Here is a 26,360-nt window from a genome sequence, read left to right as displayed (position 1 = left end):
AGATCGCCGGCCTGTCCATGGAGGCTCGTGTGCCCGACCTGATCCTGCGCCTCGCCCTGCCCTCGCCGCTGCGCCGCCTGTTCGACTACCGCGCCCCCGCCGGTGTGCCGCGCAGCGCGCTGCAGCCCGGCGTGCGCCTGCGCGTGCCGTTCGGCCGGCGCGAGATGATCGGCATTCTGGTGGAGGTCGACAGCCAGAGCGAAGTGCCGGCGGACAAGCTCAAGCCCGCCCTGCAACTGCTCGACGCCCGCCCGCCGCTGCCGGCGGCGCTGTTCAAGCTGTGCCTGTGGACCGCGCAGTACTACCAGCACAGCCTCGGCGATACCCTGAGCTGGGCGCTGCCGGTGCTGCTGCGTCAGGGCGAGCCGGCGGAGACGCGCCAGGAGCGCTACTGGCTGGCCAACAGCGGCGCCAGCCTCGACGATCCGCGCCTGGCCCGCGCGCCGCGCCAGCGCGAGGCGCTCAAGGCGCTGGCGCAGCATCCGCACGGCGTCGCCCACGGCCTGCTCAGCCAGCTGCAGCTCAACCGCGACAGCCTGCAGCTGCTGCATGAAAAAGGCCTGGTGCGGGTCGAGGTACGCCGCACCCAGCCGCACGCCAAGCCGGCGCACTGGCTGGCGCAGCCGGAGCTGCCGCTGAATGCCGAGCAGCGCGCGGCGGTAAATGCCGTGGCCTCCGGCTGGGGCCAGTTCAATGCCTTCCTGCTGGCCGGCATCACCGGCAGCGGCAAGACCGAGGTCTACCTGCAGCTGATCCGCCAGTGCCTGGAGGCCGGCAAGCAGGCGCTGGTGCTGATTCCCGAGATCAACCTGGGACCGCAGACCCTGGACCGCTTCGCCCGCCGCTTCAACGCACGCATCGCCCTGCTGCACTCGGCGGTGAGCGACCGCGAGCGCCTCGACGCCTGGCTGGCGGCGCGCGACGGCGAGGCCGACATCGTCATCGGCACCCGCTCGGCGCTGTTCACCCCGCTGCACAACCCGGGGCTGATCATCGTCGACGAGGAGCACGACGCCTCCTATAAACAGCAGGAGGGCCTGCGCTACCACGCCCGCGACCTGGCCCTGGTGCGCGCGCGCCAGGAGAATGTCCCCATAGTGCTGGGCTCGGCCACCCCGTCGCTGGAGAGCCTGCACAACGCCCACAGCGGCCGCTACGCCCTGCTCAGGCTGACCCAGCGCGCCGGCGGCGCCATCGCCCCGCGCTTTTTGCGCCTGGACGTGAAGAGCCGGCCGCTGGATTCCGGCATCAGCGGGCCGATGCAGCAGGCCATCGGCCAGACCCTGGCCGCCGGCCAGCAGGTGCTGGTGTTCCTCAACCGCCGCGGCTTCGCCCCGACCCTGCTCTGCCACGACTGCGGCTGGCTGTCGGAATGCCCGCGCTGCGACGCGCGGATGACCGTGCACCAGCGCCACGGCGAGCTGCGCTGCCACCACTGCGGCCACGTCGAGCGCCGGCCGAGCAACTGCCCCAAGTGCCAGCACGTCGACCTGCGCCCGGTGGGCGCCGGCACCGAGCGTGCCGAGGAACGCCTGGCGCTGCTGTTTCCCGACTACCCGGTGCTGCGCATCGACCGCGACAGCACCGCGCGCAAGGACGCCATGGCCAAGTTGCTGGCCACCATCAACAAGGGCGAGCCGTGCATCCTGATCGGTACCCAGATGCTCGCCAAGGGTCACCATTTCCCGCGGGTGACCCTGGTGTCGATCCTCGATGCCGACGGCGGCCTGTTCTCCGCCGATTTCCGCGCCAGCGAGCGCATGGCGCAGATGATCGTCCAGGTCGCCGGCCGCGCCGGACGTGCCGAGGAGCCGGGCAAGGTGATCATCCAGAGCCACCTGGCCGACCATCCGCTACTGGTGCAGCTGACCGAGCAGGGCTACTTCGCCTTCGCCGAACAGGCCCTGGCCGAGCGCCGCGGCGCCGGCCTGCCGCCCTTCTGCCACCTGGCGCTGCTGCGCGCCGAGGCGCACAAACCGGGGCAGGCCGAGGGTTTTCTCGACGAAGCCTGCAGCGAAGCCGAGCTGCTGCTGAACGAACTGGGCCTTTCCGGCATCGAACTGCTCGGCCCGGTGCCGGCGCCGATGGAACGCCGCGCCGGCCGCTACCGCGCCCAGCTGCTGCTGCAGGGCAACGCCCGCGCCCCCTTGCACCGCCTGCTCACGCCCTGGCTGCAGGCGCTGGAGCAGATGCCCAGTGGCCGCGCGGTGCGCTGGTCGCTGGACGTCGATCCGATCGATCTGTTTTGAACGCACCAGCGATTCGCCCAGCCGTGGGGGCGCCGTGCGCTCCAGCTTCTCGATTCGCGACCAGACAACCCTTGGTGCGCACGGCGCACCCTACAAGTGATGGCCTGCCGCTTGCGGCTGCTTTTATAATGCGCAGTTTTCGACCAATGCCCCCGGGCGACCCGAGCCGACCATGAAAGACAGCATTCGCCACCTGATCCAGCAAGCCCTCGACCGCCTCACTGCCGACGGCGTGCTGCCCGAGGGCCTGAGCCCGGCCATCCAGGTGGAGAACACCAAGGACAAGAGCCACGGCGACTTCGCCAGCAATATCGCCATGATGCTGGCCAAGCCGGCCGGGATGAAGCCGCGCGAGCTGGCCGAGAAGCTGATCGCAGCCCTGCCGGCCGACGCCGGCGTCGCCAAGGTGGAAATCGCCGGCCCGGGTTTTCTCAACTTCTTCCAGAACAGCGACGCCCTGGCCCAGCGCCTGGAGGCGGCACTGGCCGATGAGCGTCTCGGCGTGCGCAAGAACGGCCCGGCGCAGCGCGTGGTGGTCGACCTGTCGGCGCCCAACCTGGCCAAGGAGATGCACGTCGGCCACCTGCGCTCGACCATCATCGGCGACGGCGTGGCGCGGGTGCTGGAGTTTCTCGGCGACACCGTGATCCGGCAGAACCACGTCGGCGACTGGGGCACCCAGTTCGGCATGCTGCTGGCCTACATGCAGGAAAACCCGGCCGCCGCCGAAAGCGAGCTGGCCGACCTGGAAGGCTTCTACCGCGCGGCGAAGAAGCGCTTCGACGAATCCCCCGAGTTCGCCGACCGCGCCCGCCAGCTGGTGGTCCAGCTGCAGGCCGGCGACGCCGAATGCCTGCGCCTGTGGCACCGCTTCAACGACATCTCCCTGAGCCACTGCCAGGCCATCTACGACCGCCTCGGCGTCAAGCTCTCCATGGCCGACGTCAAGGGCGAGAGCGCCTACAACGACGACCTGCCGCAGGTGGTCGCCGATCTGGCGGCCAAGGGCCTGCTGACCGAGGACAACGGCGCCCAGTGCGTGTTCATGGACGAGTTCAAGAACGCCGAGGGCAACCCACTGCCGCTGATCGTGCAGAAGGCCGGCGGCGGCTACCTGTACGCCACCACCGACCTGGCCGCCACCCGCTACCGCGCCGGCGTGCTCAAGGCCGACCGCGTGCTGTACTTCGTCGACCAGCGCCAGGCCCTGCACTTCCAGATGGTCTTCGCCTGCGCGCGCCTGGCCGGTTTCGTGCCGCCCAGCATGGAGCTGGAGCACATGGGCTTCGGCACCATGAACGGTCCGGACGGCCGCCCGTTCAAGACCCGCGACGGCGGCACGGTGAAGCTGGTAGAGCTGCTCGACGAGGCCGAGCAGCGCGCCTATGAACTGGTCAAGAGCAAGAACCCGGAGCTGGCCGAAGACGAGCTGCGCCGCATCGCCCGCGTGGTCGGCATCGCCTCGGTGAAGTACGCCGACCTGTCCAAGCACCGCACCAGCGACTACAGCTTCAACTTCGAGCTGATGCTGAGCTTCGAGGGCAACACCGCGCCCTACCTGCTGTATGCCTATACCCGCGTGGCCGGCGTGTTCCGCAAGCTGGGCAAGGGCATCGAGGAGATCGGCGGGCAGATCACCCTGGTCGCCGAGCAGGAACAGGCGCTCGGTGCCAAGCTGGCGCAGTTCGGCGAGCTGCTCGCCAGCGTCGCCGACAAGGGCACGCCGCACATGCTGTGCAGCTACCTGTACGACCTGGCCGGGCTGTTCTCCAGCTTCTACGAGAACTGCCCGATCCTCACCGCCGAGGACCAAGCCACCCAGCACAGCCGCCTGCGCCTGACCGCCCTGACCGGCCGCACGCTCAAGCAGGGCCTGGAGCTGCTCGGCCTGGAAACCCTGGAGCGCATGTAAATGGCCGCGCGCAAGAAACCCGCCCCCAAGCGCGGCGCCAGCCGCTACCAGGCGCCGGCGAAGAAGCCGGTGCCGGGCTGGATCTGGCTCGCCTGCGGCCTGCTGGTCGGCGGTTTCTTCATGTTCCTGTTCAGCCTCGAGCCGGGTCGCGACGAGATCCAGCGCGACAAGGGCGAGCCGCCGCGCACCGCCAAACCAGCCCCCAAGCCGGCGCCGAGCGAACCGAGCAAGCCCAAGTACGACTTCTACACCCTGCTGCCGGAGTCCGAGGTGATCCTGCCGCAGGCGCTGGAAGAGACCCCGCCGCCGGCTCCGGCGCAGAAACCGGTGACCCCGGAGGAAGCGGCGAAGATCGACGCCGCCCGCGCCGAGGCCGCGCTCAACGGCCAGGTGCCGCCGCCCCCGCCGCCGGTAATCGCCGCCGCGCCGCTGACCACCCAGTTCTTCCTCCAGGCCGGCTCGTTCCGCCGCCGCGACGATGCCGACAGCCTGCGCGCGCAGATCATCCTGCTCGGCCAGAACGTGCGGGTGGAAACCGGCAAGGTGCGCGAGGAAACCTGGCACCGCGTGCTGGTCGGCCCCTTCGCCAACCGCGAACAGCTGGCCGGCGCGCAGAAGACCCTGGCCGCCAGCGGCTTCGGCAATCTGCTGTTACAGCAGCGCCAGGTCCGTTGATCCGCCTTTTGTCCGCCGTCGGTTGAAAAGCCGCGGCGGCCCCCCCATCTGAGTCTGCATCCGGGCAATTCGCCCCGCTGCGTGGAGACTCTCCCCTTGACCACCATCGTTTCAGTGCGCCGCCACGGCAAGGTCGTGATGGCCGGCGACGGCCAGGTATCCCTCGGCAACACCGTGATGAAGGGCAATGCCAAGAAGGTCCGCCGCCTCTACCACGGCCAGGTGCTGGCCGGTTTCGCCGGCGCCACCGCCGACGCCTTCACCCTGTTCGAGCGCTTCGAGGGCCAGCTGGAAAAACACCAGGGCCATCTGGTGCGCGCCGCCGTCGAACTGGCCAAGGACTGGCGTACCGACCGCAGCCTGAGCCGCCTGGAGGCCATGCTGGCGGTGGCCAACAAGGACGCCTCCTTGATCATCACCGGCAACGGCGACGTGGTCGAACCCGAGGAAGGCCTGATCGCCATGGGTTCCGGCGGCGCCTTCGCCCAGGCCGCGGCACGCGCCCTGCTGATGAAGACCGAGCTGAGCGCCCGCGAGGTGGCCGAGACCGCGCTGGGCATCGCCGGCGACATCTGCGTGTTCACCAACCACCACCAGACCCTCGAGGAACTGGACGCCGCCGAATAGCGTCCGGTTGTTCATCCCGATTCGATAGCGAGCCCGATTCCATGTCCATGACGCCCCGCGAGATCGTCCACGAACTCAACCGCCACATCATCGGCCAGGACGACGCCAAGCGCGCCGTGGCCATCGCCCTGCGCAACCGCTGGCGGCGCATGCAGCTGCCGGCCGAGCTGCGCCAGGAAGTGACGCCGAAGAACATCCTGATGATCGGCCCCACCGGCGTCGGCAAGACCGAGATCGCCCGGCGCCTGGCCAAGCTGGCCAATGCGCCCTTCCTCAAGGTGGAAGCGACCAAGTTCACCGAGGTCGGCTACGTCGGCCGCGACGTCGAGTCGATCATCCGCGACCTGGCCGACGCCGCGGTGAAAATGCTGCGCGAGCAGGAGATCACCAAGGTCCGCCACCGCGCCGAGGACGCCGCCGAGGAACGCATCCTCGACGCCCTGCTGCCGCCGGCGCGCCAGGGTTTCGGCGACGAACCGGTGCGCAGCGAGGATTCCAACACCCGCCAGCTGTTCCGCAAGCGCCTGCGCGAAGGCCAGCTGGACGACAAGGAAATCGACATCGAGGTGGCCGAGTCGCCCATGGGCGTGGAGATCATGACACCGCCGGGCATGGAGGAAATGACCAACCAGCTGCAGAACCTGTTCGCCGGCCTCGGCAAGGGCAAGAAGAAGAGCCGCAAGCTCAAGGTCGCCGATGCGCTGAAGCTGGTGCGCGACGAGGAAGCCGCACGCCTGGTCAACGAGGAGGAACTCAAGGCCCGCGCCCTGGAGGCGGTGGAGCAGCACGGCATCGTCTTCATCGACGAGATCGACAAGGTGGCCAAGCGCGGCAACACCGGCGGCGCCGACGTCTCCCGCGAGGGCGTGCAGCGCGACCTGCTGCCGCTGATCGAGGGCTGCACGGTCAACACCAAGCTGGGCATGGTCAAGACCGACCATATCCTGTTCATCGCCTCGGGCGCCTTCCACCTGGCCAAGCCCAGCGATCTGGTGCCCGAGCTGCAGGGTCGTCTGCCGATCCGCGTCGAGCTCAAGGCGCTCAGCCCGCAGGACTTCCAGCGCATCCTCTGCGAGCCGCACGCCTCGCTGACCGAACAGTACGCCGCGCTGCTGAAGACCGAGGGCCTGGACATCGAGTTCGCCGAGGACGGCATCCAGCGCCTGGCGGAGATCGCCTGGCAGGTCAACGAGAAGACCGAGAACATCGGCGCGCGGCGCCTGCACACGCTGCTCGAACGCCTGCTCGAGGAAGTCTCCTTCAGCGCCGGCGACCTGGCCGCGCAGCACAGCGCTACGCCAATCCGCATCGACGCGGCCTACGTCAACGGCCACCTCGGCGAGCTGGCGCAGGACGAAGACCTGTCGCGCTATATTCTGTAAGCCCCGCAGCCCGGATGAAATCCGGGGCCCCTGAAAGCCCCCGGATGGCATCCGGGCTACCGACAACGGACATCCAGCATGCCCATCCCCAGCGCGATCAAACTGCACAAGGCCTCCAGGACCCTGGAGCTGCGCTACGGCGAGCAGAGCTATTCGCTCAGCGCCGAGTTCCTCCGCGTGCACTCGCCCTCGGCCGAGGTGCAGGGCCATGGCAAACCCATCCTGCAGACCGGCAAGCTCAATGTCGGGCTCGAGCGCATCGAGCCGGCCGGCAACTATGCACTGAAACTGTGCTTCGACGACGGCCACGACAGCGGCCTGTTCACCTGGGACTACCTGTTCGAACTGGCCACCCGCCAGGAGCAGCTGTGGGCCGACTACCTGGCCCAGCTCAGCGCCGCCGGCCAATCGCGCGACCCCGACGAATCGGTCGTCCGTCTGATGCTCTGAGCCTTCGGGCAAAGCCTCGTCGCAGAGCGTGCGGCCCTGCGCCCGCGGCTCAGGTTCGGCGGAGTTAGGGCGCGTTTTCTAATCTATCGCGGCATACTCCCGCGCCATTGACCGGCTTGCTTAACTTCACAAACTCGGGTAACCAAGGAACTGGCAGGTTCCCTGCATTTGGCTGCGCCAGGTGCAACGAAAGATGCGGACTCGATCCGCCCCCGGTAACCCGAGCAGTACCAGGCCCTGTGTCGCCGCGCGCGCCAACACGCCGGTATTCGTCTCAGGACAATGGAGCGTCGTAGATGAGTGATAAGAACAACGAAGACCTGAAACGCCAGGCCTCGGAAAACACCCTGGGACTCAACCCGGTGGTCGGCATTCGCGGCAAGGACCTCCTGACCTCTGCCCGCATGGTGCTGGCCCAGGCGCTCAAGCAACCCTTCCACAGCGCCAAGCACGTCGCCCACTTCGGCCTGGAGCTGAAGAACGTCATGCTCGGCCAGTCCGAGCTCAAACCCGAGGACGGCGACCGCCGCTTCGCCGACCCGGCCTGGAGCCAGAACCCGCTGTACCGCCGCTACCTGCAGACCTACCTGGCCTGGCGCAAGGAACTGCACGACTGGATCGAGCACAGCTCGCTGTCCGAGCAGGACGCCAGCCGCGGCCACTTCGTGATCAACCTGATGACCGAGGCCATGGCACCGTCCAACAGCATGGCCAACCCGGCTGCGCTCAAACGCTTCTTCGAGACCGGCGGCAAGAGCCTGCTCGACGGCATGTCGCACCTGGCCAAGGACATGGTCAACAACGGCGGCATGCCCAGCCAGGTCAACATGGACGCCTTCGAGGTCGGCAAGAACCTGGCCACCACCGACGGCGCCGTGGTGTTTCGCAACGACGTGCTGGAGTTGATCCAGTACAAGCCGATCACCGAGAGCGTGCACGAACGCCCGCTGCTGGTGGTGCCGCCGCAGATCAACAAGTTCTACGTGTTCGACCTGTCGCCGGACAAGAGCCTGGCGCGCTTCCTGTTGCGCAGCCAGGTGCAGACCTTTGTGGTCAGCTGGCGCAACCCGACCAAGGCGCAGCGCGAGTGGGGCCTGTCCACTTATATCCAGGCGCTCAAGGAAGCCATCGAGGTCATCTGCGCCATCACCGGCAGCAAGGACGTCAACATGCTCGGCGCCTGCTCCGGCGGCCTGACCACCGCCTCCCTGCTCGGCCACTACGCCGCCCTCGGCGAGCAAAAGGTGCATGCCCTGACCCTGCTGGTCAGCGTGCTCGACACCCAGCTCGACACCCAGGTGGCGCTGTTCGCCGACGAGAAGACCCTGGAAGCCGCCAAGCGCCGCTCCTACCAGGCCGGCGTGCTGGAAGGCAGCGACATGGCCAAGGTGTTCGCCTGGATGCGCCCCAACGACCTGATCTGGAACTACTGGGTCAACAACTACCTGCTCGGCAACGAGCCGCCGGTGTTCGACATCCTCTACTGGAACAACGACACCACGCGCCTGCCCGCCGCCCTGCACGGCGAATTCATCGACATGTTCCAGACCAACCCGCTGACCCGTGCGGGTGCGCTGGAGGTCTGCGGCACGCCGATCGACCTCAAGCAGGTCACCTGCGACTTCTTCTGCGTCGCCGGCACCACCGACCACATCACCCCCTGGGATTCCTGCTACAAGTCGGCCCACCTGTTCGGCGGCAAGTGCGAGTTCGTGCTGTCCAACAGCGGCCATATCCAGAGCATCCTCAACCCGCCGGGCAACCCCAAGGCGCGCTACATGACCAACAGCGAGATGCCGGCCGACCCCAAGGCCTGGCAGGAAGGCTCGACCAAGCACGCCGACTCCTGGTGGCTGCACTGGCAGAGCTGGCTGGCCGAGCGCTCGGGCAAGACCAAGAACGCGCCCACCGCGCTGGGCAACAAGAAACATCCGGCCGGCGAAGCCGCCCCGGGCACCTATGTGCACGAACGCTGATTCGGCGCAGTTTGCGCCACACTGCCTGCGGCACTGGGAGGTGCCGCTCGCCGCGACGCCGGCGAACCAGGCTCGCCCTGGTGAATCTGGGAGTGGCCGGGACGGTCGCCCCCAGCGTTTCAACTGATAGGGCCCGCGCGCATGCCGTCACCTTTCGTATTTCGCACCATCGACCTCGATGGTCAGACCATCCGCACCGCGGTGCGCCCCGGTAACGGCCAGCTGGTGCCGCTGCTGATCTTCAACGGCATCGGCGCCAACCTGGAGCTGGTGATGCCCTTCGTCCAGGCCCTCGACCCGGACCTAGAGGTGATCGCCTTCGACGTGCCCGGCGTCGGCGGCTCGTCGACCCCGGCCACGCCCTACCGCTTCCCCGGCCTGGCCAGGTTGGCGGCGCGCATGCTCGACTACCTCGACTATGGCCAGGTCAACGCCATCGGCGTGTCCTGGGGCGGCGCCCTGGCGCAGCAGTTCGCCCACGACTACCCGGAGCGCTGCAAGAAGCTGATCCTCGCCGCCACCTCGGCCGGCGCGGTGATGGTGCCGGGCAAGCCCAAGGTGCTCTGGCGCATGGCCAGCCCGCGGCGCTACGTGCAGCCGTCCTACGGCGTGCGCATCGCCCCGGACATCTACGGCGGCGCCTTCCGCCGCGATCCCAAGCTGGCCATGGCGCACGCCAGCAAGGTGCGCTCCGGCGGCAAGATGGGCTACTACTGGCAGCTGTTCGCCGGCCTCGGCTGGACCAGCATCCACTGGCTGCACAAGATCCGTCAGCCGACCCTGGTGATGGCCGGCGACGACGACCCGCTGATCCCGCTGATCAACATGCGCCTGCTGGCCTGGCGCATCCCCAACGCCGAACTGCACGTGATCGACGACGGCCACCTGTTCCTGGTGACCCGCGCCGAAGCGGTGGCGCCGATCATCATGAAGTTTCTCGAGGAGGAACGGCAGCGCGCGGTGATGCACCCGCAGCCAGCCCCGGCACGCCAGCATTGAGCGCACAACTGTAGTGCAAGGCTGTCAGATTGCTCGACAAGGAGGCCGCTGAGGCGCCTCCGCCTGATGTGCGCGGCTGTCTGGAATGCCCTTCCGGCGCGCTTGGTACAAGGCTTGCTGCGCAGCCTCGTACCTTGAAAGTCTCTACCAGGATTGACGACGGAGTGTTGCCCCATGCGAGACAAGCCCAATAGCGGCGCCCTGCCAACGCCTGCAACGTTCATGAACGCCCAGAGCGCCGTGGTCGGCGTGCGCGGTCGCGACCTGCTCTCCACCGTGCGCCTGCTCGCCGTGCAGGGGCTCAAGCATCCAGTGCGCAGCAGCCGCCACCTGCTCGCCTTCGGCGGCCAGCTCGGCCGCGTGCTGCTCGGCGATACGCTGCACAAGACCAACCCGCAGGACGCGCGCTTCGCCGACCCCACCTGGCAGCTCAACCCCTTCTACCGGCGCAGCCTGCAGGCCTACCTGGCCTGGCAGAAGCAGCTGGGCGCCTGGATCGACGACAGCGAGCTGTCGGCCGACGACCGCGCCCGCGCGCGCTTTCTTGCGGCGATCCTCAGCGACGCCCTGGCGCCGTCCAACAGCCTGCTCAACCCGCTGGCGCTCAAGGAGCTGTTCAACAGCGGCGGCAGCAGCCTGTTCAAGGGCATGCGCCATCTGCTCGACGACCTGCTGCACAACGACGGCCTGCCCAGCCAGGTCAGCAAGCACGCCTTCGAAGTCGGCCGCAACCTGGCCTGCACCCCCGGCTCGGTGGTGTTTCGCAACGAGCTGCTGGAGCTGATCCAGTACCGGCCGATGAGCGAGAAACAGTACGCCAAGCCGCTGCTGATCGTGCCGCCGCAGATCAACAAGTACTACATCTTCGATCTGTCCACCGACAAGAGCTTCGTCCAGTACGCGCTGAAGAACGGCCTGCAGACCTTCATGATCAGCTGGCGCAACCCGGACGCGCGGCACCGCGAATGGGGCCTGTCGAGCTACGTGCAGGCGGTCGAGGAAGCCGTCGACGCCTGCCGCGCGATCACCGGCAGCAAGGAGGTCAACCTGCTCGGCGCCTGCGCCGGCGGCTTGACCATCGCCGCCCTGCAGGGCCACCTGCAGGCCAAGCGGCAGCTGCGCAAGGTGGCCAGCGCCACCTACATGGTCAGCCTGCTGGACAGCCAGATCGACAGCCCGGCCATGCTGTTCGCCGACGAGCAGACCCTGGAATCGGCCAAGCGCCGCTCCTACCAGCAGGGCGTGCTGGACGGCCGCGACATGGCCAAGGTGTTCGCCTGGATGCGCCCCAACGACCTGATCTGGAACTACTGGGTCAACAACTACCTGCTCGGCAAGCAGCCGCCGGCCTTCGACATCCTCTACTGGAACAACGACAACACCCGCCTGCCGGCGGCGCTGCACGGCGACCTGATCGACTTCTTCAAGCACAACCCGCTCAGCCGCGCCGGCGGCCTGGAGGTCTGCGGCACGCCGGTGGACCTGGCCAAGGTCACGGTGGACAGCTTCAGCGTGGCCGGCATCAACGACCACATCACGCCCTGGGACGCGGTGTACCGCTCGGCCCTGCTGCTCGGTGGCAACCGCCGCTTCATCCTGTCCAACAGCGGGCATATCCAGAGCATCCTCAATCCGCCGGGCAACCCCAAGGCCAACTACTACGAGAACGGCAAGCTGACCTCGGACCCGCGCGCCTGGTATCACGATGCCCAGCACGTACAGGGCAGCTGGTGGCCGCAGTGGCTGGAATGGATTCAGGCACGCTCCGGCGAGCAGCGCGAGACCCTGCTGGCGCTGGGCGACCAGAAGCATCCGCCGATGGAGGCCGCGCCCGGCACCTACGTGCATATCCGTTGAAGGGCTGGCCGGCGCCGCGCCGGCCGCGTTATCGTCAACGCCTCCGCGCCACCGACAAGAAGACCGGATGAAAACCCGCGAGCGCATCCTGCACACCGCCCTGCAGCTGTTCAACCAGCAGGGCGAACCCAACGTCTCCACCCTGGAGATCGCCAACGAGCTGGAGATCAGCCCGGGCAATCTCTACTACCACTTCCACGGCAAGGAGCCGCTGGTGCTGGAGCTGTTCGAGCGCTTCCAGGCCGAGATGGCGCCGCTGCTCGACCCGCCCGCCGAGGCGCAGCTGGACGTCGAGGATTACTGGCTGTTCCTGCACCTGATCGTCGAGCGCCTGGCGCAGTACCGCTTCCTGTTCCAGGATTTGTCCAACCTGGCCGGGCGCCTGCCCAAGCTGGCGCGCGGCATCCGCCACTGGCTGAACTCGCTCAAGCGCACCCTGGCCGCCCTGCTGGCGCGACTGATGGCCGAGGGACAACTGGTCAGCGACACCCGCGCCCTCGGCCAGTTGGTGGAGCAGATCACCCTGACCCTGCTGTTCTCCCTCGACTACCAGCGCATCCTCGGCAGCGACGGCGAGAGTCGCCTGGTGGTCTATCAGGTGATGATGCTGGTGGCGCCACACCTGGCTGCGCCTTCGCGCTTCGCCGCCGAGCAACTGGCGCAGCGCTACCTGGACGCCTGAGCCGCGCAGAAACGCAAACGCCCGGCACTAGGCCGGGCGCTTGTGATCCCGAGAAACTCAGGACGGGTTGGCAGGCGTCGCCGCAACGGCAGCCGGGGCCGGTGCCGGAGCTGCAGGCGTCGCCGCGGGAGCCGCGACGGGGGCCGCAGCGGCCGGTTTCGCTGCAGCGGCCTTGGGCGCGGCAGGCTTCTTCGCCGCCGGCTTCTTCGCCGCTGCCGGTTTCGCCGCCGGCTTGGCAGCAGGTTTCGCCGCGGCCTTGGCTGCCGGTTTGGCAGCGGGCTTGGCGACCGGCTTGGCGGCGGCCGCAGGCTTGGCCGCTGCCGGTTTGGCCGCAGGTTTTGCAGCCGGCTTGGCGGCAGCCTTGGCCACCGGCTTGGCGGCCGGTTTCGCCGCGGCTTTCGGTGCCGGCTTGGCAGCCGCTTTCGCCGCCGGCTTGGCCACCGACTTGGCCGACACGCCAGCGATCTTCTCCAGCTGCTTGGTCAGGCTGTCGACCTTGTCGTTCAATGCCTTGACCTCGTTGCGGCTGGGCACGCCCAGCCGCGAGATGGCATTGTTCAGACGTTTGTCGAAAGCCTCTTCCAGCTCGCTCCACTTGCCGATCGCCTTGTCCTTGACCTCATCGACCTTGGACTTGGCGGAACCGACCTTGGAGCCGACGCCGGCTTTCACCGCATCGACCTGCTTGTCGACTTCGCTCTTGGCCAGTTTCTCGGCCTTCTCGCCGTCCTTGACCAGGGTATCGAACAGCTTGGTGCCGTCCTTGCTGACCTTGGAGTAAGCGCCCAAGCCTGCCAACCAGATCTGGCGCGAGTATTTCTCGACCTCGCCGATCCAGGAGCTGGTCTGTTTCTCGGTTTTCTTCTTAACAGCCATCCTGATCTCCTTATTTGGTACGCGCGACGTGCTCGAGCAACGCGCTCAGCTCATCCAGCTTAGCAGAGAGTGCCTCAACATCCTGCTTGGAGGGAATGCCGATACGGTTCAGGGCGGCGGCGACACGGGTGTCGAAGGCCTTCTCGATCTTGTCGAGCTGCACTTCGACCTTGCCCTTGACGCTGGTGACGTTGGAGTTGACGGTTTTCTTTACCGATTCGATCTGGCTGTTGGCGGCTTCGACCTGTTCGTCGACCAGCTGCTTGCCCTTGCTCTCGAGGCTCTCGCCGCTCTTGACCAGTTCCTTGAAGTACTCGACACCCTCGGCACCGGCCTTGGCGTAGGCACCCAGGCCCGCCAGATAGATCTTGCGGGCATAGCCCTTGACGTCATCGAGCAGACCGGCTTTGTCCTCGGCCACGGCTTCGACTTTCTTCTTCACGGCAACTTTCGACATGGTGCACCTCACGCGCTTTGACAGTTAGCGGAAACGCCCACGGAATGCAGGCTTGGGTACACCCTAGGGAGAAAAATTAGAAATCGCATACTAGGCGCGCGGCAGGGTGGATCGCGCGTCACCGCTCCACCATGGTGGAGCCCCCGGATTGCAGCCGGGCGGCGGCGCGCCAGGCGCCGAGATCGTCGGGCGGAGCACTGCGCGCTCCCTGTTGGGCTTCGCTGCGCTTAGCGCCAACCTACGCCAACGACTTGTCCAGCACCTGCTCGATCTCGCGCTTGATGCTGCCGCCCATGGCCGACAGCAGCAGGCCCAGCTTGAGCTCGACGCACACCCGATCCTCGCCCACCTCGATGCTGCCGTCGGCGCCGCTGCGCTTGAACTCCAGGGTGTCGCCGTTCCAGCGGTAGCGCACGTCGTACTCGCGGGCCAGGCGCTCGGCCAGTTGCTCGGCCTTCTCGCGCGCGGCGGCGCGGCCGAGCTGGTGGGGACGTTCGACGCGAATACGGGACATGGCAACTCCTTCGACTGACTGCCGGGCGCCGCGGCGGCCGTGGCCTGCGGCATGGGGTCACATCACTCTACCAGCCCGCCGCGCGGCCGGGCACCCGGGCAAGACAAAGGCGCCGGGCGCCTTTAGAATGAGCGGCGATCTTTAGCCGGTAGAGCGATATGAGCGATCCACGCAAGGCCCAGGAGCAGGAACCCACCACCCACTTCGGTTTCCAGGACGTGCCGGAAAGCCAGAAGGCGGAAAAAGTGGCCGAGGTGTTCCACTCGGTGGCGGCCAAGTACGACCTGATGAACGACGTGCTGTCCGGCGGCCTGCATCGCCTGTGGAAGCGCTTCACCATCGAGCTTTCCGGCGTGCGCGCGGGCAACCGCGTGCTGGATATCGCCGGCGGCACCGGCGATCTGACCCGCAAGTTTTCCAGCCTGGTCGGCCCGAGCGGCCAGGTGGTGCTGGCCGACATCAACGACTCCATGCTCAAGGTCGGCCGCGACCGCCTGCTGGACAAGGGCGTGGCCGGCAACGTGGTGTTCGTCCAGGCCGATGCCGAGAAGCTGCCGTTTCCCGACAACCACTTCGACGTGGTCAGCATCGCCTTCGGCCTGCGCAACGTGACACACAAGGAAGACGCCCTGCGCTCCATGCTGCGCGTGCTCAAGCCCGGCGGGCGCCTGCTGGTGCTGGAGTTCTCCAAGCCGGGCAACCCGCTGCTGGCCAAGGCCTACGACACCTACTCGTTCAGTTTCATGCCGCTGGCCGGCAAGCTGATCAGCAACGACGCCGACAGCTACCGCTACCTCGCCGAGTCGATCCGCATGCACCCGGATCAGGAGACCCTCAAGGCGATGATGGTCGAGGCCGGCTTCGAGCGCGTCACCTACCACAACATGACCGGCGGCATCGTCGCCCTGCACCGCGGCATCAAGCCCTGATGCTGCTGAGCGGGCTGCTGGCCGGCGTCGAGGCGGGCCTCAATCGCGTCCTGCGCCTGGACGGCACCGCCCTGCCGCGCCTGCACAAGCTGGCCGGCAAGGTGATCGCCGTGCACTGCCAGAGCCCGGCGCTGGAGCTGTTCATCCTGCCCAGCGGCGACGGCCTGCAGCTGGCCGGGCAGTGGCAGGCGCCCGCCGACTGCAGCCTCACCGCCCCCGCCGCCAGCCTGGCGCGCCTGGCGCTGAGCCGCGACAAGACCGCCGTGCTGCACCGCCCGGAAGTGTCGCTGGACGGCGACAGCGCGGTGCTGCTGGAGCTGGCCGGCATCCTCCAGGACCTGGAGCTGGACTGGGAATACGAACTGTCGCGCTGGCTCGGCCCAGTCGCCAGCCCCCTGCTCGCCGGCCATCTGCGCAGCCGGGTGAACCTCGCGGCGAATGGCGCCGCCAGCCTCAAGCAGGACCTGGCCGACTACCTCGCCGAAGAATCGCGCAGCCTGGTCGGCCAGCGCGAGGCCGAGGTGCGCTTCGCCGAACTGGACCAGCTCAAGCTCGCCCTCGACCGCCTCGAGGCGCGCATCGAGCGCCTCGCCTCACGACCTAAGCCCGACGCATGAAACTACTCGCCGTTCGCCGCCTGCTGCGCATCCAGCGCGTGATCGTCCGCTACCAGCTGGACGAGCTGCTGCTGGCACTGCCGCTGCCGGTGTGGCTGCGCGCCCTGGGCTGGCTGCTGCCCTGGCGCTGGCTGCCGCGCAAGCCGCTGCAACTGTCGCGCGGCGCGCGCCTGCGCCTGGCTCTGGAAGATTTGGGGCCGATCTTTATCAAGTTCGGCCAACTGCTCTCCACCCGCCGCGACCTGCTGCCGCCGGACATCGCCGACGAGCTGGCGCGCCTGCAGGATCAGGTGCCGCCCTTCCCCGAAGCCCAGGCCATCGCCCTGATCGAAGGCCAGCTCGGCGCGCCGGTGGGCGAGCTGTTCGCCCGCTTCGACAGCCAGCCGCTGGCCTCCGCCTCGGTGGCCCAGGTGCACGCCGCGCAGCTGAAAAGCGGTGAAGAGGTGGTGGTCAAGGTGATCCGCCCGGGCTTAAGGCCGGTGATCCGCCAGGATCTGGCCTGGCTGTTCCTGCTCGCCCGCATCGCCGAGCAGGCCTCGGCCGACGCCCGCCGCCTGCGCCCGGTAGAGGTGGTCGGCGACTACGAGAAGACCATCTACGACGAACTCGACCTGCTGCGCGAAGCGGCCAATGCCAGCCAGCTCAAGCGCAACTTCGACGGCTCGCCGCTGCTCTACGTGCCACAGGTGTACTGGGACCTGTGCCGCCCGCAGGTGCTGGTGATGGAGCGTATCTACGGCATCCCGGTGACCGACCTGGCGACCCTGGCCGACCAGCGCACCGACATGAAGCTCTTGGCCGAGCGCGGCGTGGAAATCTTCTTCACCCAGGTGTTTCGCGACAGCTTCTTCCACGCCGACATGCACCCCGGCAACATCTTCGTCAGCACCCGCACGCCCTGGAGTCCGCAGTACATCGCCATCGACTGCGGCATCATCGGCAGCCTCACCGACGAGGACCAGGACTACCTGGCGCGCAACCTGATCGCCTTCTTCAAACGCGACTACCGTAAGGTGGCGCAGCTGCACATCGATTCCGGCTGGGTGCCGGCCGATACCAAGGTCAACGAATTCGAGGCGGCGATCCGCACCGTGTGCGAGCCGATCTTCGAGAGGCCGCTGAAGGAAATTTCCTTCGGGCAGCTGCTGCTGCGCCTGTTCCAGACCGCGCGGCGCTTCAACATGGAAGTGCAACCGCAGCTGGTGCTGCTGCAGAAAACCCTGCTGAATATCGAGGGCCTGGGTCGCCAGCTGTACCCGGACCTGGACCTGTGGAGCACCGCGCAGCCCTTCCTCGAACGCTGGATGCGCGAGCGGGTCAGTCCGCTGCATCTGCTGCGCAACCTGCAGCAGCAGGCCGAGCAGGTGCCGCACCTGTCGCAGATCGCCCGCGACGCCCTGGAGCGCCTGCAACAGCCGGCGCCGCAGGCAGCACAACCGACCAACGGGCAGTGGCCGCTGCGCCTGCTCGGCGCGGCGCTGATCGGCGCCGGCGCGGTGCAGGGCCTGGCGCCGCTGCTGGCGGCCTGGCCGGCCTGGTTGATGCTCGGCGGCGGGCTCTATCTGGTGCTGCGCCGATAGCCAGTCGGCCGCCGCACTGGCACACTTGGCGTATTGACGGGCCACGGCCCGGCGCAGCAGACACGGAATCCCGATGAACGATTGGCTCGACGAAATCCACTGGAACGAAGACGGCCTGGTCCCGGCCATCGCCCAGGATCACCAGAGCGGCCGCATCCTGATGATGGCCTGGATGAACCGCGAATCCCTAAGCCTGACCGTGAGTGAGCAGCGCGCCATCTACTGGTCACGTTCGCGCGGCAAGCTGTGGCGCAAGGGCGAGGAATCCGGCCACGTGCAGAAGCTGCACGAGCTGCGCCTGGACTGCGACGCCGACGTAATCGTGCTGATGGTCGAACAGCTCGGCGGCATCGCCTGCCACACCGGGCGCGAGAGCTGCTTCTACCGCGTCTATGACAACGGCGGCTGGAAAATCGTCGACGCCGTGCGCAAAGACCCGCACGCCATCTATCACGCAGGACACCGCCATGAGTGACACCCTGAGCCGCCTGGCCGAGGTGCTGGAGGCGCGCAAGGGCGCCGCCCCCGACAGCTCCTACGTCGCCAGCCTGTATCACAAGGGCCTGAACAAGATTCTCGAGAAGCTCGGCGAGGAGTCGGTGGAAACCATCCTCGCCGCCAAGGACGCCGCCGCCAGCGGCGACTGCAGCGACCTGATCTACGAAACCGCCGACCTGTGGTTCCACAGCCTGGTGGTGCTCGCCGCCCTCGGCCAGCACCCGCAGGCCGTGCTGGACGAACTGGAGCGGCGCTTCGGCCTGTCCGGCCACGCGGAAAAAGCCGCGCGACCGCAAAACTGAACAACCTCTCACAACGGAGAACGCATCATGGGATTCGGTGGCATCAGCATCTGGCAACTCCTGATCATCCTGCTCATCGTGGTCATGCTGTTCGGCACCAAGCGCCTGAAGAGCCTGGGCTCGGACGTGGGCGACGCGATCAAGGGGTTCCGCAAGTCGATGGACAACGGCGAAGCCGAGAAACCGGCGGTGGAAGAGCCCAAGGGGCAGACCATCGACGCCCAGGCGCGCAAGGTCGAAGAGCCGGCGAAGAAAGACTGAGCCATGTTCGACGTCGGTTTCAGCGAACTGCTGCTGGTGGCCCTGGTCGCCCTGGTGGTGCTCGGCCCCGAGCGCCTGCCCGGCGCGGTGCGCACGGCCGGCCTGTGGATCGGCCGGATCAAGCGCAGCTTCAGCGCGATCAAGGCGGAGGTGGAACGCGAGATCGGCGCCGACGAAATCCGCCGCCAGCTGCATAACGAGCAGATCCTCGAACTGGAGCGGGAAATGAAGGCGATGAAGCAGGAGATCCTCGACCCTGCCGCCAAGCCTGCCAGCGAGCCCGCCAAGGCCGAGCCGGCGCCCACCAGCCAGGACACCCCACGCCAGCCATGAGCCGACACCCGGACGCCGACCAGGAAATGCCCCTGGTCTCGCACCTGACCGAGCTGCGCGCGCGCCTGTTGCGCTGCGTGGTGATCATCCTGCTGATCTTCGCCGGACTGTTCTACTTCGCCCAGGACATCTACGCCCTGGTCGCCGCGCCGCTGCGCGCCTACCTGCCGGAAGGCGCGACCATGATCGCCACCGGCGTCGCCTCGCCCTTCCTCACGCCGTTCAAGCTGACCCTGATGTGCGCGCTGTTTCTCGGCATGCCGGTGATCCTGCATCAGGCCTGGGGCTTCATCGCGCCGGGGCTGTACAGCCACGAGAAGCGCATCGCCGTGCCGCTGCTGATTTCCAGCATCCTGCTGTTCTACGCCGGCATGGCCTTCGCCTACTTCGTGGTGTTCCCGATCATGTTCGGCTTCTTCGCCAGCGTGACCCCGGAGGGGGTGGCGATGATGACCGACATCGGCCAGTACCTGGACTTCGTGCTCACCCTGTTCTTCGCCTTCGGCGTGGCCTTCGAGATTCCCATCGCCACCTTCCTGGTGATCTGGGTCGGCATCGTCGACGTCGCTACCCTGCGCAAGAGCCGCCCCTATGTGATAGTCGGCTGCTTCGTGGTCGGCATGGTGCTGACCCCGCCGGACGTGTTCTCGCAGACTCTGCTGGCGGTGCCGATGTGGCTGCTGTTCGAGGCCGGCGTGCTGGCCGGCAGCCTGGTCAAGCAGCGCAGCGAAGCCCAGGCCGACGCCGAGGACGAGGCCGAGGACGAGGCCAAGCCCGAAGACCAGCCGCCCGCGCCGCTGCCGTGAACCTGCTGCTGCTGGAGGACGCCGACTTCATCGGCGCCGACCGTGCCCGCCTGACCGGCCGCCGTCTCAAGCACCTGCACGAAGTACACCGCGCCGCCGCTGGCGACCGCCTGCGCGTCGGCCGCCTCGGCGGGCAGATGGGCGAAGGCCGGCTGCTGGCCCTGGACGATGAGCACGCCGAACTGCAGGTTGCCCTCACCCAGGCGCCGCCGGCCAAGCTGCCGCTGACCCTGGTACTGGCCCTGCCCAGGCCGAAGATGCTCAAGCGCGTGCTACAGACCATTGCCGCCATGGGCGTGCCGCGCCTGGTGCTGGTCAACAGCTACCGGGTGGAAAAGAGCTTCTGGCAGACCCCCTTCCTCGAACCCGAAGCCATCCGCGAGCAACTGATCCTCGGCCTGGAGCAGGCGCGCGACACCCGGCTGCCCGAGGTGCTGATCGAAAAGCGCTTCAAGCCCTTCGTCGAGGATCGTCTGCCTCTGCTTGCCGCCGGCACGCTCGGCCTGGTCGGCCATCCCGGCGACCATCCGCCCTGCCCGCGCGCGGTTTCAGGCCCGGTGACCCTGGCCATAGGCCCGGAAGGCGGCTGGATCCCCTACGAGGTGGCGCTGCTGGGCCAGGCCGCGGGCCTGCAACCGGTGCAACTCGGCGAGCGCATCCTGCGGGTGGAAACGGCGGTACCGGCGCTGCTGGCGCGACTGTTCTGAACCCGCGCCCATCCCGAATGATCGCGACAGGCTAGGCGCCCCCCAATCCGGCGACGAACAACCCGGTCACCGCCTGGGCGGCGGCCTCTGCGTCCTGTCCGGGTAGCTGGTCGTCCAGCAGCAGTTGCGCCAGCCCATGCACCAGGCTCCAGGCCGCCAGGCTGGCGGTCGCCAGGTCCTGGCCTGGCGCCACGGCCTGCACGCTGGCCCCGAGCTGGCGGTAGAGGGCTTGCGCCGCCTGCTGCAACTGCGGGTAGCGCCGTTTGTCTGCCACGCCGCCGAACATCAGGGCGAAACGCCCCGGCTGCTCCAGGGCGAAGGCCACGTAGCACTGCCCCAATGCCTGCAGGCGCGATGCCGGCAGCAGCGCCATGCGCCGACTCAGTTCGGCGAATCCCTCGGCGGCCAGCGCCGCCAGCAAGGCATCGCGATCGGCAAAATGCCGATAGGGCGCGTTATGCGAAACCCCGGCCCGGCGCGCCACCTCGCGCAAGCTGATCGCAGCCGCGCCACCCTCGTCCAGCAGCTCGCCGGCCGCCGCCAGCAGAGCGCAGCGCAAATCGCCATGGTGATAGGCGCGAACGCCCTCTTCCTCACATGTTGACACCAGCAACATCCCCTCTAATATGTTGACAACGCCCACATCATGCCCGCAGCGGGCAACGGGCACCAGCTCCGCTCGGAGGAACCCTCATGCTATTCGTTGCCCTGTTGCTGGTTTTCAGCCTGCTCGCCGCGGTGCCCGTGCGCCTGGGTCTCCCCGGACCGACAAGCTGGCCGACGCGAATGCGCCTGGCCCTGGCATTGGCCCTGCTGCTGATCGGCGTGGATCACTGGCTGACTCCGGCACGCTACCTGGCGATGATGCCGCCCTACCTGCCCTGGCACCTGGAGCTGGTACTGCTGACCGGCACCTGCGAGATCGCGGGCGCACTCGGCCTGCTCTGGCCGCGCACACGCAGGCTGGCGGGGGGACTGCTGGCGCTGTACTTCGTCTGTGTGTTTCCGGCCAACCTGCACAACGCCCTGCATGGCCTGCAGGTCGACGGCCTGCCCAGCGTGCAGTGGTACTACTGGCTGCGCCTGCCGTTCCAGCCGCTGATCATCCTCTGGACGCTGTATGCCGCCGAGTGGCTGCACTGGCCACAGCCGTTCAGCTCTCGAGGAGAAAGGTCACCGGCCCATCGTTGACCAGATGCACCTGCATCGCGGCGCCGAAGCGGCCGCTGGCGACCTGCGCATGCTGCGCCCGCGCCTGTTCGAGCAGCAGATCGAACAGGGCCTGGCCCTGGGCCGGCGCTGCGGCGCTGGAGAAACTCGGACGCAGACCGCTCTTGGTATCGGCGGCCAGGGTGAACTGCGATACCAGCAGCAGGCCGCCCTGCACGTCCGTCAGCGACAGGTTCATCTTGCCGGCCTCGTCGCCGAACACCCGGTAGTTGAGCAGCTTGTGCAACAGCTTGGCGACGCTGGCGGCATCGTCCTGCGGCTCGACGCCGACCAGCGCCAGCAGGCCCCGGTCGATGGCGCCGACCACCTCGCCCGCCACTTCCACCCGCGCGGCGCTGACGCGCTGGATCAGCGCCTTCATGCTTCGTCCGGGGCCAGGTCGAGCAGGCGCCGGGCCATCTGCTCGGCGGCGCGCACCAGGGCGTCGGTGATGCCCGGCTCGGCCGCCGAGTGGCCGGCGTCGCGGATGATCTGCAGCTCGCTGTTGGGCCAGGCCTGGTGCAGCGCCCAGGCGTTGTCCAGCGGGCAGATGGCGTCGTAGCGACCGTGCACGATGATGCCCGGCAGGTGGGCGATCTTCGGCATGTCGCGCAGCAGCTGATCGGGCTCGAGGAAGGCCTGGTTGACGAAGTAATGGCACTCGATGCGGGCGATCGACAGCGCGCGGTGGGCCTCGCTGAAGCGCTCGACCACCTGCGGGTTGGGGCGCAGGGTAGCGGTGCGCCCCTCCCAGGTCGACCAGGCCTTGGCCGCGTGCATCTGGGCGATCTGATCGGCACCGGTGAGGCGCTTGTAGAAGGCCTGCATCAGTTCGCCGCGCTCCTCCGCCGGGATCGGCGCGAGGTAGTCCTCCCAGTAGTCGGGGAACAGGCGGCTGGCGCCCTCCTGATAGAACCAGTGGAACTCCTGCGGCCGGCACAGGAAGATGCCGCGCAGGATCAGCCCGTGCACCCGCTGCGGATGCGCCTGGGCGTAGGCCAGCGCCAGGGTCGAGCCCCAGGAGCCGCCGAACAGCACGAACTTGTCTATCCCCAGGTGCTCGCGGATACGTTCGATATCGCCGATCAGCGCCTGGGTGCTGTTGCCCTCCAGGCTCGCGTGCGGCGTCGAGCGGCCGCAGCCGCGCTGGTCGAAGGTGACGATGCGGTAGTGATTGGGATCGAAGTAGCGGCGGCTGGCAGCATCGCAACCGGCGCCGGGCCCGCCATGGATGAACAGCACCGGCAACCCGTCCGCCGACCCGCTCTCGTCCACGTAGAGGACATGAGGCGGCTCGACCGCCAGCTCGTGGCGGGCGTAGGGTTTGATCTCCGGATACAAAGTCTGCATGGTGGGGCTCCTGGCTCGATGGGCTACAACTGCCGTGTTCCGCTCTGCCGGGCATCATAACCATGAAAAAGGAGTTTCAGCATGCCGATACGCTTTCCGACCTGGCCCCTGGCGCTGTTTTTCGCCCTGCTGCTGGGCGGTTGTGGCGGCAAGGACGACCCGCAGGCGGCGCTGGAAGCGGCTGTGCAGCAGTTGCAGGACAATATCGAAGCCAAGGACACCGGCGCGGTGATGGCGCAGCTGCACCCCGACTTCCTCGCCCGCCAGGAACTGGACCGCGAGTGGGCCAAGCGCACCATGACCCTGCTGTTCCTGCGCCACAAGAACATCCAGGTGATCGCCCTGGGTAAGAACAGCTGGATCGATGCCGCGATCGCCAGCAAGGGTCATACCCAGGCCCAGGTCGGCCTGAGCGGCGCCGAGGGCTTGATCCCCGACAGCGCGCGGCACTATGCGGTGCAGCTGGAATGGTGGCTCGAAGATGACCAATGGAGGCTGGCGCGGCTGGACTGGGAGTAGCCCGGCAGGCCCCTAGTCGGCCTGGCGCCAGATCAGCTCGGCGGTGTCGTAACCCTGCTCGCGCGCCACGGCGAGCAGCTTGTCGCGGGTGGCGGCGTCCACTTGCGGGGTGCGCGACAGCAGCCAGAGGTAGTCGCGCTCGGGATGACCGACCAGCGCGACGCGGTAGTCGTCATCGCGGTACAGCACCCAGTAGTCGCCCTTGATCGGCAGCAGCTTGCTGGCCCAGTTGTCGAAGCGCACCCAGAGCTTGTCGGTACGGCCCTCGACCTGCGCTTCGGCAACGCCCCGAACCTCCTGCCACTCGCCGTCGTCGTCACGGCAGCGGTTGGTCACCTCGATACGGCCGTCGTCACGCAGGCGGTAATGCGCCTCGGACTGCACGCAGTTGCGCTGGAAGAACATCGGCAGCCGCGCCAGCTCGTACCAGGTGCCCTGGTAGCGCTGCAGGTCGACCTGCATGGTTTGCGGCGGCTCCGGAGGAATGTGGCCGGTGCCCGAGTTGGCACAACCGACGAGCGCGAGCAGCGCGCTGGCAAGCATGATCGAACGCATGCTGACTCCCTTTACTTGAGGCCCTTGCCGGAGAACATCAGCACCTTGTCGCCGGCGTACTGCACGCTGATGAAGCTCTTGTCGTCGCCCCAGGTGCAGCTGGACATGCCCAGGGCGCCGGCGCACTCGCCCGGCGCGCCGAGCAGGCTTTCCACCTCGTCCTTGCTCATGCCGGCCTTGAGCTTGGCGTAGTTTTCCTGGTTGACCTTGCTGCAGGCGGCCAGCAGGCAGCAGGCGAGCAGCGCGACGACACGCATCGACATGGATGAAACTCCTGGAGGACATGGACGCGACAAGCTTGGCATAGCAGGCCGCAACGTGCCCGATTGGAGTTCAGAAACGTGAGCCGGGTTCCCGCAGGAAAGCCTGCTCTTCGTCGCTCGAAACGCGGCCGAGGATGAGGTTGCGATGGGGGAAGCGGCCGAAGCGGGCGATTACCCGCCGATGGCGCTCGGCGAAGTCGAGAAAGTCGGCGAACAGGCTGCGCTCGTCCGCAGCCGCCTGCTCGTGCAAGCCGCGAAACAGCTCGACGGCGCGATCCTGCAGGGCCAGGTCCTCGGCATGTTCGAAGACGATATAGGCAAAGACCCGCTCGATAAGCGTCAACTGGCGATCCAGGCCCTGTTCAAGCCCTTGCTGCAGCAGCGCCCTGGCCAGCGGGTCGCCAGCGAAGGCGCGCGGGGTGTCGCGGAAGATCATCCGCGGCAGCTGGTCGAGCAGGATCAGCCTGGCCAGCCAGCCCGGCGCCGTGGCCTGCCAGCCCTGCAGCTCGCCGGCCAGGGCCTGTTCGACCAGCGCGGCGAAGCGCTCGCGGGCCTCTTCGTCCTGGCTGTCACGCTTGCCGAACCACAGCCCCTGGCGCGCTGCCGCGACCTCGCCGGCGCTGCCGGGGGCGGCGCCGAACCACCAGTCGAGCAAGGGCTGCCAGGGCTGCACGGGATCAGCCGCGGTGGTAGGCGGTGACGCGCAGCACTTCTTCCTTCGAGCCGAGGAACACCGCCACGCGCTGGTGCAGGGATTCCGGCTGGATGTCGAGGATGCGCTGGGTGCCGTTGGTGGCAGCGCCGCCGGCCTGCTCGATGATCATCGACATCGGGTTGGCCTCGTACATCAGGCGCAGCTTGCCGGGCTTTTCCGGCTCGCGGGCGTCGCGCGGGTACATGAACACGCCGCCGCGGGTGAGGATGCGGTGCACGTCGGCCACCATCGAGGCGATCCAGCGCATGTTGTAGTTCTTGCCCAGCGGCCCGGTCTCGCCGGCCAGCAGCTCGGACACGTAACGCTGCACCGGGGCTTCCCAGTGGCGCTGGTTGGACATGTTGATGGCGAACTCCTTGGTCGCCTCCGGCACCCGGATGTTGTCGTGGGTGAGCACGAAGGAGCCCAGCTCGCGGTCCAGGGTGAAGCCCTTGACGCCGTCGCCCAGGGTCAGCATCAGCATGGTCTGCGGGCCGTAGATGGCGTAGCCGGCGGCCACCTGCTGGGTGCCAGGCTGGAGGAAGGCATCCTCGCCGAGGTCGCCGGTGTCGCCGTTGCGATCCGGGCAGCGCAGCACCGAGAAGATGGTGCCGACCGAGACGTTGACGTCGATGTTGCTGGAGCCGTCCAGCGGGTCGAACACCAGCAGGTAGGCGCCCTTGGGGTACTTGCCGGGAATCTGGTAGGCGTTGTCCATTTCCTCGGAGGCCATGCCGGCCAGGTGGCCGCCCCACTCGTTGGCTTCCAGGAGGATCTCGTTGGACAGCACGTCGAGCTTCTTCTGCACCTCGCCCTGCACGTTCTCGCTGTCGAGGCTACCCAACACGCCGCCGAGGGCGCCCTTGGACACCTGATGGCTGATCGCCTTGCAGGCACGCGCCACGACTTCGATGAGGAAGCGCAGATCGGCCGGGGTGTTGTGGCTGCGAGTCTGCTCGATCAGGTAGCGGCTCAGGGTGACGCGGGACATGGACGGCTCCGGAAAGGGAAAAAATCGCGCGCAGTTTAACCCGTTCGCGGCGCGGCCGCCTCCCCGCGGCCGCGGCAAACCCCGAGAAAC

Annotated in this window: 30 protein-coding genes and 1 pseudogene; 21 read left to right on the top strand and 10 right to left on the bottom strand. The window is 67.7% G+C overall.

The features are described 5' to 3' along the window. Positions 1 to 29 precede the first annotated feature (29 nt). The 10 genes from ACIGFL_RS01025 (at position 30) to ACIGFL_RS00980 (ending at position 12,809) form a co-directional block, all read left to right on the top strand. Complete coding sequence (locus ACIGFL_RS01025) at positions 30 to 2,249, top strand: primosomal protein N' (protein ID WP_397495831.1); 2,220 nt, start codon at positions 30 to 32, stop codon at positions 2,247 to 2,249. Positions 2,250 to 2,421: 172 nt separating this feature from the next. Then, complete coding sequence (argS, locus tag ACIGFL_RS01020; protein WP_122109227.1) at positions 2,422 to 4,161, top strand: arginine--tRNA ligase; 1,740 nt, start codon at positions 2,422 to 2,424, stop codon at positions 4,159 to 4,161. Then, on the top strand, positions 4,162 to 4,836 hold the full coding sequence (locus tag ACIGFL_RS01015) for an SPOR domain-containing protein (protein ID WP_122109228.1): 675 nt from the start codon (positions 4,162 to 4,164) through the stop codon (positions 4,834 to 4,836). 96 nt (positions 4,837 to 4,932) lie between these two features. Further along, positions 4,933 to 5,463 (top strand): ATP-dependent protease subunit HslV, encoded by a 531-nt coding sequence (hslV, locus tag ACIGFL_RS01010; protein ID WP_021442885.1) that lies wholly within the window; start codon positions 4,933 to 4,935, stop codon positions 5,461 to 5,463. A 41-nt stretch (positions 5,464 to 5,504) separates the two neighbouring features. Next, positions 5,505 to 6,845, top strand: a complete 1,341-nt coding sequence (gene hslU / locus ACIGFL_RS01005) for an HslU--HslV peptidase ATPase subunit (RefSeq protein ID WP_021442884.1) — start codon at positions 5,505 to 5,507, stop codon at positions 6,843 to 6,845. 78 nt (positions 6,846 to 6,923) lie between these two features. After that, positions 6,924 to 7,295 carry a gamma-butyrobetaine hydroxylase-like domain-containing protein gene (locus ACIGFL_RS01000; RefSeq protein WP_397495830.1) on the top strand — a complete coding sequence of 124 codons (372 nt, stop codon included), beginning with the start codon at positions 6,924 to 6,926 and terminating at the stop codon, positions 7,293 to 7,295. A gap of 296 nt (positions 7,296 to 7,591) precedes the next feature. Further along, positions 7,592 to 9,271, top strand: coding sequence for a class II poly(R)-hydroxyalkanoic acid synthase (phaC, locus tag ACIGFL_RS00995; RefSeq protein WP_397495829.1), 1,680 nt, complete (start codon positions 7,592 to 7,594; stop codon positions 9,269 to 9,271). Between the two features lie 141 nt (positions 9,272 to 9,412). Further along, positions 9,413 to 10,270 carry a poly(3-hydroxyalkanoate) depolymerase gene (gene phaZ / locus ACIGFL_RS00990; protein WP_397495828.1) on the top strand — a complete coding sequence of 286 codons (858 nt, stop codon included), beginning with the start codon at positions 9,413 to 9,415 and terminating at the stop codon, positions 10,268 to 10,270. A gap of 174 nt (positions 10,271 to 10,444) precedes the next feature. Next, on the top strand, positions 10,445 to 12,127 hold the full coding sequence (phaC, locus tag ACIGFL_RS00985; RefSeq protein ID WP_021442880.1) for a class II poly(R)-hydroxyalkanoic acid synthase: 1,683 nt from the start codon (positions 10,445 to 10,447) through the stop codon (positions 12,125 to 12,127). Positions 12,128 to 12,194: 67 nt separating this feature from the next. Further along, the gene (locus ACIGFL_RS00980) at positions 12,195 to 12,809 is read left to right on the top strand and encodes a TetR/AcrR family transcriptional regulator (RefSeq protein ID WP_021442879.1); all 615 of its coding nucleotides are present in this window, start codon (positions 12,195 to 12,197) and stop codon (positions 12,807 to 12,809) included. A 68-nt stretch (positions 12,810 to 12,877) separates the two neighbouring features. On the opposite strand, the pseudogene ACIGFL_RS00975 reads toward ACIGFL_RS00980, so the two are convergent. From ACIGFL_RS00975 to ACIGFL_RS00965, 3 genes and pseudogenes are all read right to left on the bottom strand, one after another. After that, positions 12,878 to 13,685: pseudogene (locus ACIGFL_RS00975) on the bottom strand (phasin family protein); the annotation flags it as partial. Positions 13,686 to 13,695: 10 nt separating this feature from the next. After that, positions 13,696 to 14,142 carry a phasin family protein gene (locus ACIGFL_RS00970; protein ID WP_021444111.1) on the bottom strand — a complete coding sequence of 149 codons (447 nt, stop codon included), beginning with the start codon at positions 14,140 to 14,142 and terminating at the stop codon, positions 13,696 to 13,698. A gap of 238 nt (positions 14,143 to 14,380) precedes the next feature. Further along, complete coding sequence (locus ACIGFL_RS00965; protein ID WP_021444112.1) at positions 14,381 to 14,656, bottom strand: polyhydroxyalkanoic acid system family protein; 276 nt, start codon at positions 14,654 to 14,656, stop codon at positions 14,381 to 14,383. Positions 14,657 to 14,814: 158 nt separating this feature from the next. Here ACIGFL_RS00965 and ubiE point away from each other — a divergent pair, with 158 nt between their 5' ends. The 9 genes from ubiE (at position 14,815) to ACIGFL_RS00920 (ending at position 20,689) form a co-directional block, all read left to right on the top strand. Next, positions 14,815 to 15,585 (top strand): bifunctional demethylmenaquinone methyltransferase/2-methoxy-6-polyprenyl-1,4-benzoquinol methylase UbiE, encoded by a 771-nt coding sequence (gene ubiE, locus ACIGFL_RS00960; protein ID WP_021444113.1) that lies wholly within the window; start codon positions 14,815 to 14,817, stop codon positions 15,583 to 15,585. Next, positions 15,585 to 16,202: an SCP2 domain-containing protein gene (locus ACIGFL_RS00955; RefSeq protein WP_021444114.1), complete on the top strand. Its 618-nt coding sequence runs from the start codon at positions 15,585 to 15,587 to the stop codon at positions 16,200 to 16,202. The genes ubiE and ACIGFL_RS00955 overlap by 1 nt, the downstream gene beginning before the upstream one ends. Then, the gene (gene ubiB / locus ACIGFL_RS00950; protein WP_397495827.1) at positions 16,199 to 17,782 is read left to right on the top strand and encodes a ubiquinone biosynthesis regulatory protein kinase UbiB; all 1,584 of its coding nucleotides are present in this window, start codon (positions 16,199 to 16,201) and stop codon (positions 17,780 to 17,782) included. The genes ACIGFL_RS00955 and ubiB overlap by 4 nt, the downstream gene beginning before the upstream one ends. A gap of 73 nt (positions 17,783 to 17,855) precedes the next feature. Beyond that, positions 17,856 to 18,257 (top strand): phosphoribosyl-AMP cyclohydrolase, encoded by a 402-nt coding sequence (hisI, locus tag ACIGFL_RS00945; RefSeq protein WP_122109234.1) that lies wholly within the window; start codon positions 17,856 to 17,858, stop codon positions 18,255 to 18,257. Continuing rightward, the gene (locus ACIGFL_RS00940) at positions 18,250 to 18,582 is read left to right on the top strand and encodes a phosphoribosyl-ATP diphosphatase (RefSeq protein WP_021441806.1); all 333 of its coding nucleotides are present in this window, start codon (positions 18,250 to 18,252) and stop codon (positions 18,580 to 18,582) included. Before hisI ends, ACIGFL_RS00940 begins: the two co-directional genes overlap by 8 nt. 27 nt (positions 18,583 to 18,609) lie before the next feature. After that, positions 18,610 to 18,843, top strand: coding sequence for a twin-arginine translocase TatA/TatE family subunit (gene tatA, locus ACIGFL_RS00935; RefSeq protein WP_397495826.1), 234 nt, complete (start codon positions 18,610 to 18,612; stop codon positions 18,841 to 18,843). A gap of 3 nt (positions 18,844 to 18,846) precedes the next feature. Further along, on the top strand, positions 18,847 to 19,176 hold the full coding sequence (tatB, locus tag ACIGFL_RS00930) for a Sec-independent protein translocase protein TatB (RefSeq protein ID WP_021441805.1): 330 nt from the start codon (positions 18,847 to 18,849) through the stop codon (positions 19,174 to 19,176). Continuing rightward, a complete protein-coding gene (tatC, locus tag ACIGFL_RS00925) occupies positions 19,173 to 19,982 on the top strand; it encodes a twin-arginine translocase subunit TatC (RefSeq protein ID WP_397495825.1) in 810 nt (269 codons plus the stop codon). Before tatB ends, tatC begins: the two co-directional genes overlap by 4 nt. Continuing rightward, the gene (locus ACIGFL_RS00920) at positions 19,979 to 20,689 is read left to right on the top strand and encodes a 16S rRNA (uracil(1498)-N(3))-methyltransferase (protein ID WP_397495824.1); all 711 of its coding nucleotides are present in this window, start codon (positions 19,979 to 19,981) and stop codon (positions 20,687 to 20,689) included. Before tatC ends, ACIGFL_RS00920 begins: the two co-directional genes overlap by 4 nt. Before the next feature lie 31 nt (positions 20,690 to 20,720). Here ACIGFL_RS00920 and ACIGFL_RS00915 read toward each other — a convergent pair whose 3' ends face one another. Then, entirely contained in the window at positions 20,721 to 21,296 is a 576-nt protein-coding gene (locus tag ACIGFL_RS00915) for a TetR/AcrR family transcriptional regulator (RefSeq protein WP_397495823.1), read from the bottom strand. An 86-nt stretch (positions 21,297 to 21,382) separates the two neighbouring features. Here ACIGFL_RS00915 and ACIGFL_RS00910 point away from each other — a divergent pair, with 86 nt between their 5' ends. After that, complete coding sequence (locus tag ACIGFL_RS00910; protein WP_397495822.1) at positions 21,383 to 21,880, top strand: hypothetical protein; 498 nt, start codon at positions 21,383 to 21,385, stop codon at positions 21,878 to 21,880. Here ACIGFL_RS00910 and dtd read toward each other — a convergent pair. Further along, positions 21,843 to 22,280, bottom strand: a complete 438-nt coding sequence (gene dtd, locus ACIGFL_RS00905; protein WP_397495821.1) for a D-aminoacyl-tRNA deacylase — start codon at positions 22,278 to 22,280, stop codon at positions 21,843 to 21,845. The genes ACIGFL_RS00910 and dtd overlap by 38 nt on opposite strands. Next, positions 22,277 to 23,248, bottom strand: coding sequence for a prolyl aminopeptidase (pip, locus tag ACIGFL_RS00900; RefSeq protein WP_397495820.1), 972 nt, complete (start codon positions 23,246 to 23,248; stop codon positions 22,277 to 22,279). Before pip ends, dtd begins: the two co-directional genes overlap by 4 nt. Positions 23,249 to 23,329: 81 nt before the next feature. Here pip and ACIGFL_RS00895 point away from each other — a divergent pair, with 81 nt between their 5' ends. Further along, entirely contained in the window at positions 23,330 to 23,767 is a 438-nt protein-coding gene (locus ACIGFL_RS00895) for a hypothetical protein (RefSeq protein ID WP_397495819.1), read from the top strand. 12 nt (positions 23,768 to 23,779) lie between these two features. On the opposite strand, the gene ACIGFL_RS00890 is transcribed toward ACIGFL_RS00895, so the two are convergent. The 4 genes from ACIGFL_RS00890 to ACIGFL_RS00875 all read right to left on the bottom strand — a co-directional run bounded on the left by ACIGFL_RS00890 (position 23,780) and on the right by ACIGFL_RS00875 (position 26,270). Next, the gene (locus ACIGFL_RS00890) at positions 23,780 to 24,322 is read right to left on the bottom strand and encodes a lipocalin family protein (RefSeq protein WP_021441797.1); all 543 of its coding nucleotides are present in this window, start codon (positions 24,320 to 24,322) and stop codon (positions 23,780 to 23,782) included. An 11-nt stretch (positions 24,323 to 24,333) separates the two neighbouring features. After that, a complete protein-coding gene (gene bamE, locus ACIGFL_RS00885; protein ID WP_021441796.1) occupies positions 24,334 to 24,585 on the bottom strand; it encodes an outer membrane protein assembly factor BamE in 252 nt (83 codons plus the stop codon). Between the two features lie 70 nt (positions 24,586 to 24,655). Next, positions 24,656 to 25,258 (bottom strand): DUF924 family protein, encoded by a 603-nt coding sequence (locus ACIGFL_RS00880; protein ID WP_397495818.1) that lies wholly within the window; start codon positions 25,256 to 25,258, stop codon positions 24,656 to 24,658. Positions 25,259 to 25,262: 4 nt separating this feature from the next. Further along, positions 25,263 to 26,270 carry a class 1 fructose-bisphosphatase gene (locus tag ACIGFL_RS00875; protein WP_122109241.1) on the bottom strand — a complete coding sequence of 336 codons (1,008 nt, stop codon included), beginning with the start codon at positions 26,268 to 26,270 and terminating at the stop codon, positions 25,263 to 25,265. Positions 26,271 to 26,360: the final 90 nt, after the last annotated feature.

The sequence above is a fragment of the Pseudomonas sp. NPDC077649 genome (assembly GCF_044542855.1).
In the GTDB taxonomy this organism is placed as follows: Bacteria; Pseudomonadota; Gammaproteobacteria; order Pseudomonadales; family Pseudomonadaceae; genus Aquipseudomonas.
This window is presented reverse-complemented; position numbering and strand designations above follow the sequence as displayed.

Excerpts from the sequence above, each read along its gene's own strand:
- ACIGFL_RS01015 (WP_122109228.1), top strand. The coding sequence starts at position 4,162 with ATGGCCGCGCGCAAGAAACCCGCCCCCAAGCGCGGCGCCAGCCGCTAC.
- ACIGFL_RS00965 (WP_021444112.1), bottom strand. The coding sequence starts at position 14,656 with ATGTCCCGTATTCGCGTCGAACGTCCCCACCAGCTCGGCCGCGCCGCC.
- bamE (WP_021441796.1), bottom strand. The coding sequence starts at position 24,585 with ATGTCGATGCGTGTCGTCGCGCTGCTCGCCTGCTGCCTGCTGGCCGCC.
- ACIGFL_RS00910 (WP_397495822.1), top strand. The coding sequence starts at position 21,383 with ATGCTATTCGTTGCCCTGTTGCTGGTTTTCAGCCTGCTCGCCGCGGTG.
- ubiB (WP_397495827.1), top strand. The coding sequence starts at position 16,199 with ATGAAACTACTCGCCGTTCGCCGCCTGCTGCGCATCCAGCGCGTGATC.
- argS (WP_122109227.1), top strand. The coding sequence starts at position 2,422 with ATGAAAGACAGCATTCGCCACCTGATCCAGCAAGCCCTCGACCGCCTC.
- ACIGFL_RS00980 (WP_021442879.1), top strand. The coding sequence starts at position 12,195 with ATGAAAACCCGCGAGCGCATCCTGCACACCGCCCTGCAGCTGTTCAAC.
- tatB (WP_021441805.1), top strand. The coding sequence starts at position 18,847 with ATGTTCGACGTCGGTTTCAGCGAACTGCTGCTGGTGGCCCTGGTCGCC.
- tatA (WP_397495826.1), top strand. The coding sequence starts at position 18,610 with ATGGGATTCGGTGGCATCAGCATCTGGCAACTCCTGATCATCCTGCTC.
- ACIGFL_RS00940 (WP_021441806.1), top strand. The coding sequence starts at position 18,250 with ATGAGTGACACCCTGAGCCGCCTGGCCGAGGTGCTGGAGGCGCGCAAG.
- hisI (WP_122109234.1), top strand. The coding sequence starts at position 17,856 with ATGAACGATTGGCTCGACGAAATCCACTGGAACGAAGACGGCCTGGTC.
- dtd (WP_397495821.1), bottom strand. The coding sequence starts at position 22,280 with ATGAAGGCGCTGATCCAGCGCGTCAGCGCCGCGCGGGTGGAAGTGGCG.
- phaZ (WP_397495828.1), top strand. The coding sequence starts at position 9,413 with ATGCCGTCACCTTTCGTATTTCGCACCATCGACCTCGATGGTCAGACC.
- tatC (WP_397495825.1), top strand. The coding sequence starts at position 19,173 with ATGAGCCGACACCCGGACGCCGACCAGGAAATGCCCCTGGTCTCGCAC.
- pip (WP_397495820.1), bottom strand. The coding sequence starts at position 23,248 with ATGCAGACTTTGTATCCGGAGATCAAACCCTACGCCCGCCACGAGCTG.
- phaC (WP_021442880.1), top strand. The coding sequence starts at position 10,445 with ATGCGAGACAAGCCCAATAGCGGCGCCCTGCCAACGCCTGCAACGTTC.
- ACIGFL_RS00895 (WP_397495819.1), top strand. The coding sequence starts at position 23,330 with ATGCCGATACGCTTTCCGACCTGGCCCCTGGCGCTGTTTTTCGCCCTG.
- ACIGFL_RS00890 (WP_021441797.1), bottom strand. The coding sequence starts at position 24,322 with ATGCGTTCGATCATGCTTGCCAGCGCGCTGCTCGCGCTCGTCGGTTGT.
- phaC (WP_397495829.1), top strand. The coding sequence starts at position 7,592 with ATGAGTGATAAGAACAACGAAGACCTGAAACGCCAGGCCTCGGAAAAC.
- ACIGFL_RS00955 (WP_021444114.1), top strand. The coding sequence starts at position 15,585 with ATGCTGCTGAGCGGGCTGCTGGCCGGCGTCGAGGCGGGCCTCAATCGC.
- ACIGFL_RS00875 (WP_122109241.1), bottom strand. The coding sequence starts at position 26,270 with ATGTCCCGCGTCACCCTGAGCCGCTACCTGATCGAGCAGACTCGCAGC.
- ubiE (WP_021444113.1), top strand. The coding sequence starts at position 14,815 with ATGAGCGATCCACGCAAGGCCCAGGAGCAGGAACCCACCACCCACTTC.
- ACIGFL_RS00970 (WP_021444111.1), bottom strand. The coding sequence starts at position 14,142 with ATGTCGAAAGTTGCCGTGAAGAAGAAAGTCGAAGCCGTGGCCGAGGAC.
- ACIGFL_RS01000 (WP_397495830.1), top strand. The coding sequence starts at position 6,924 with ATGCCCATCCCCAGCGCGATCAAACTGCACAAGGCCTCCAGGACCCTG.
- hslU (WP_021442884.1), top strand. The coding sequence starts at position 5,505 with ATGTCCATGACGCCCCGCGAGATCGTCCACGAACTCAACCGCCACATC.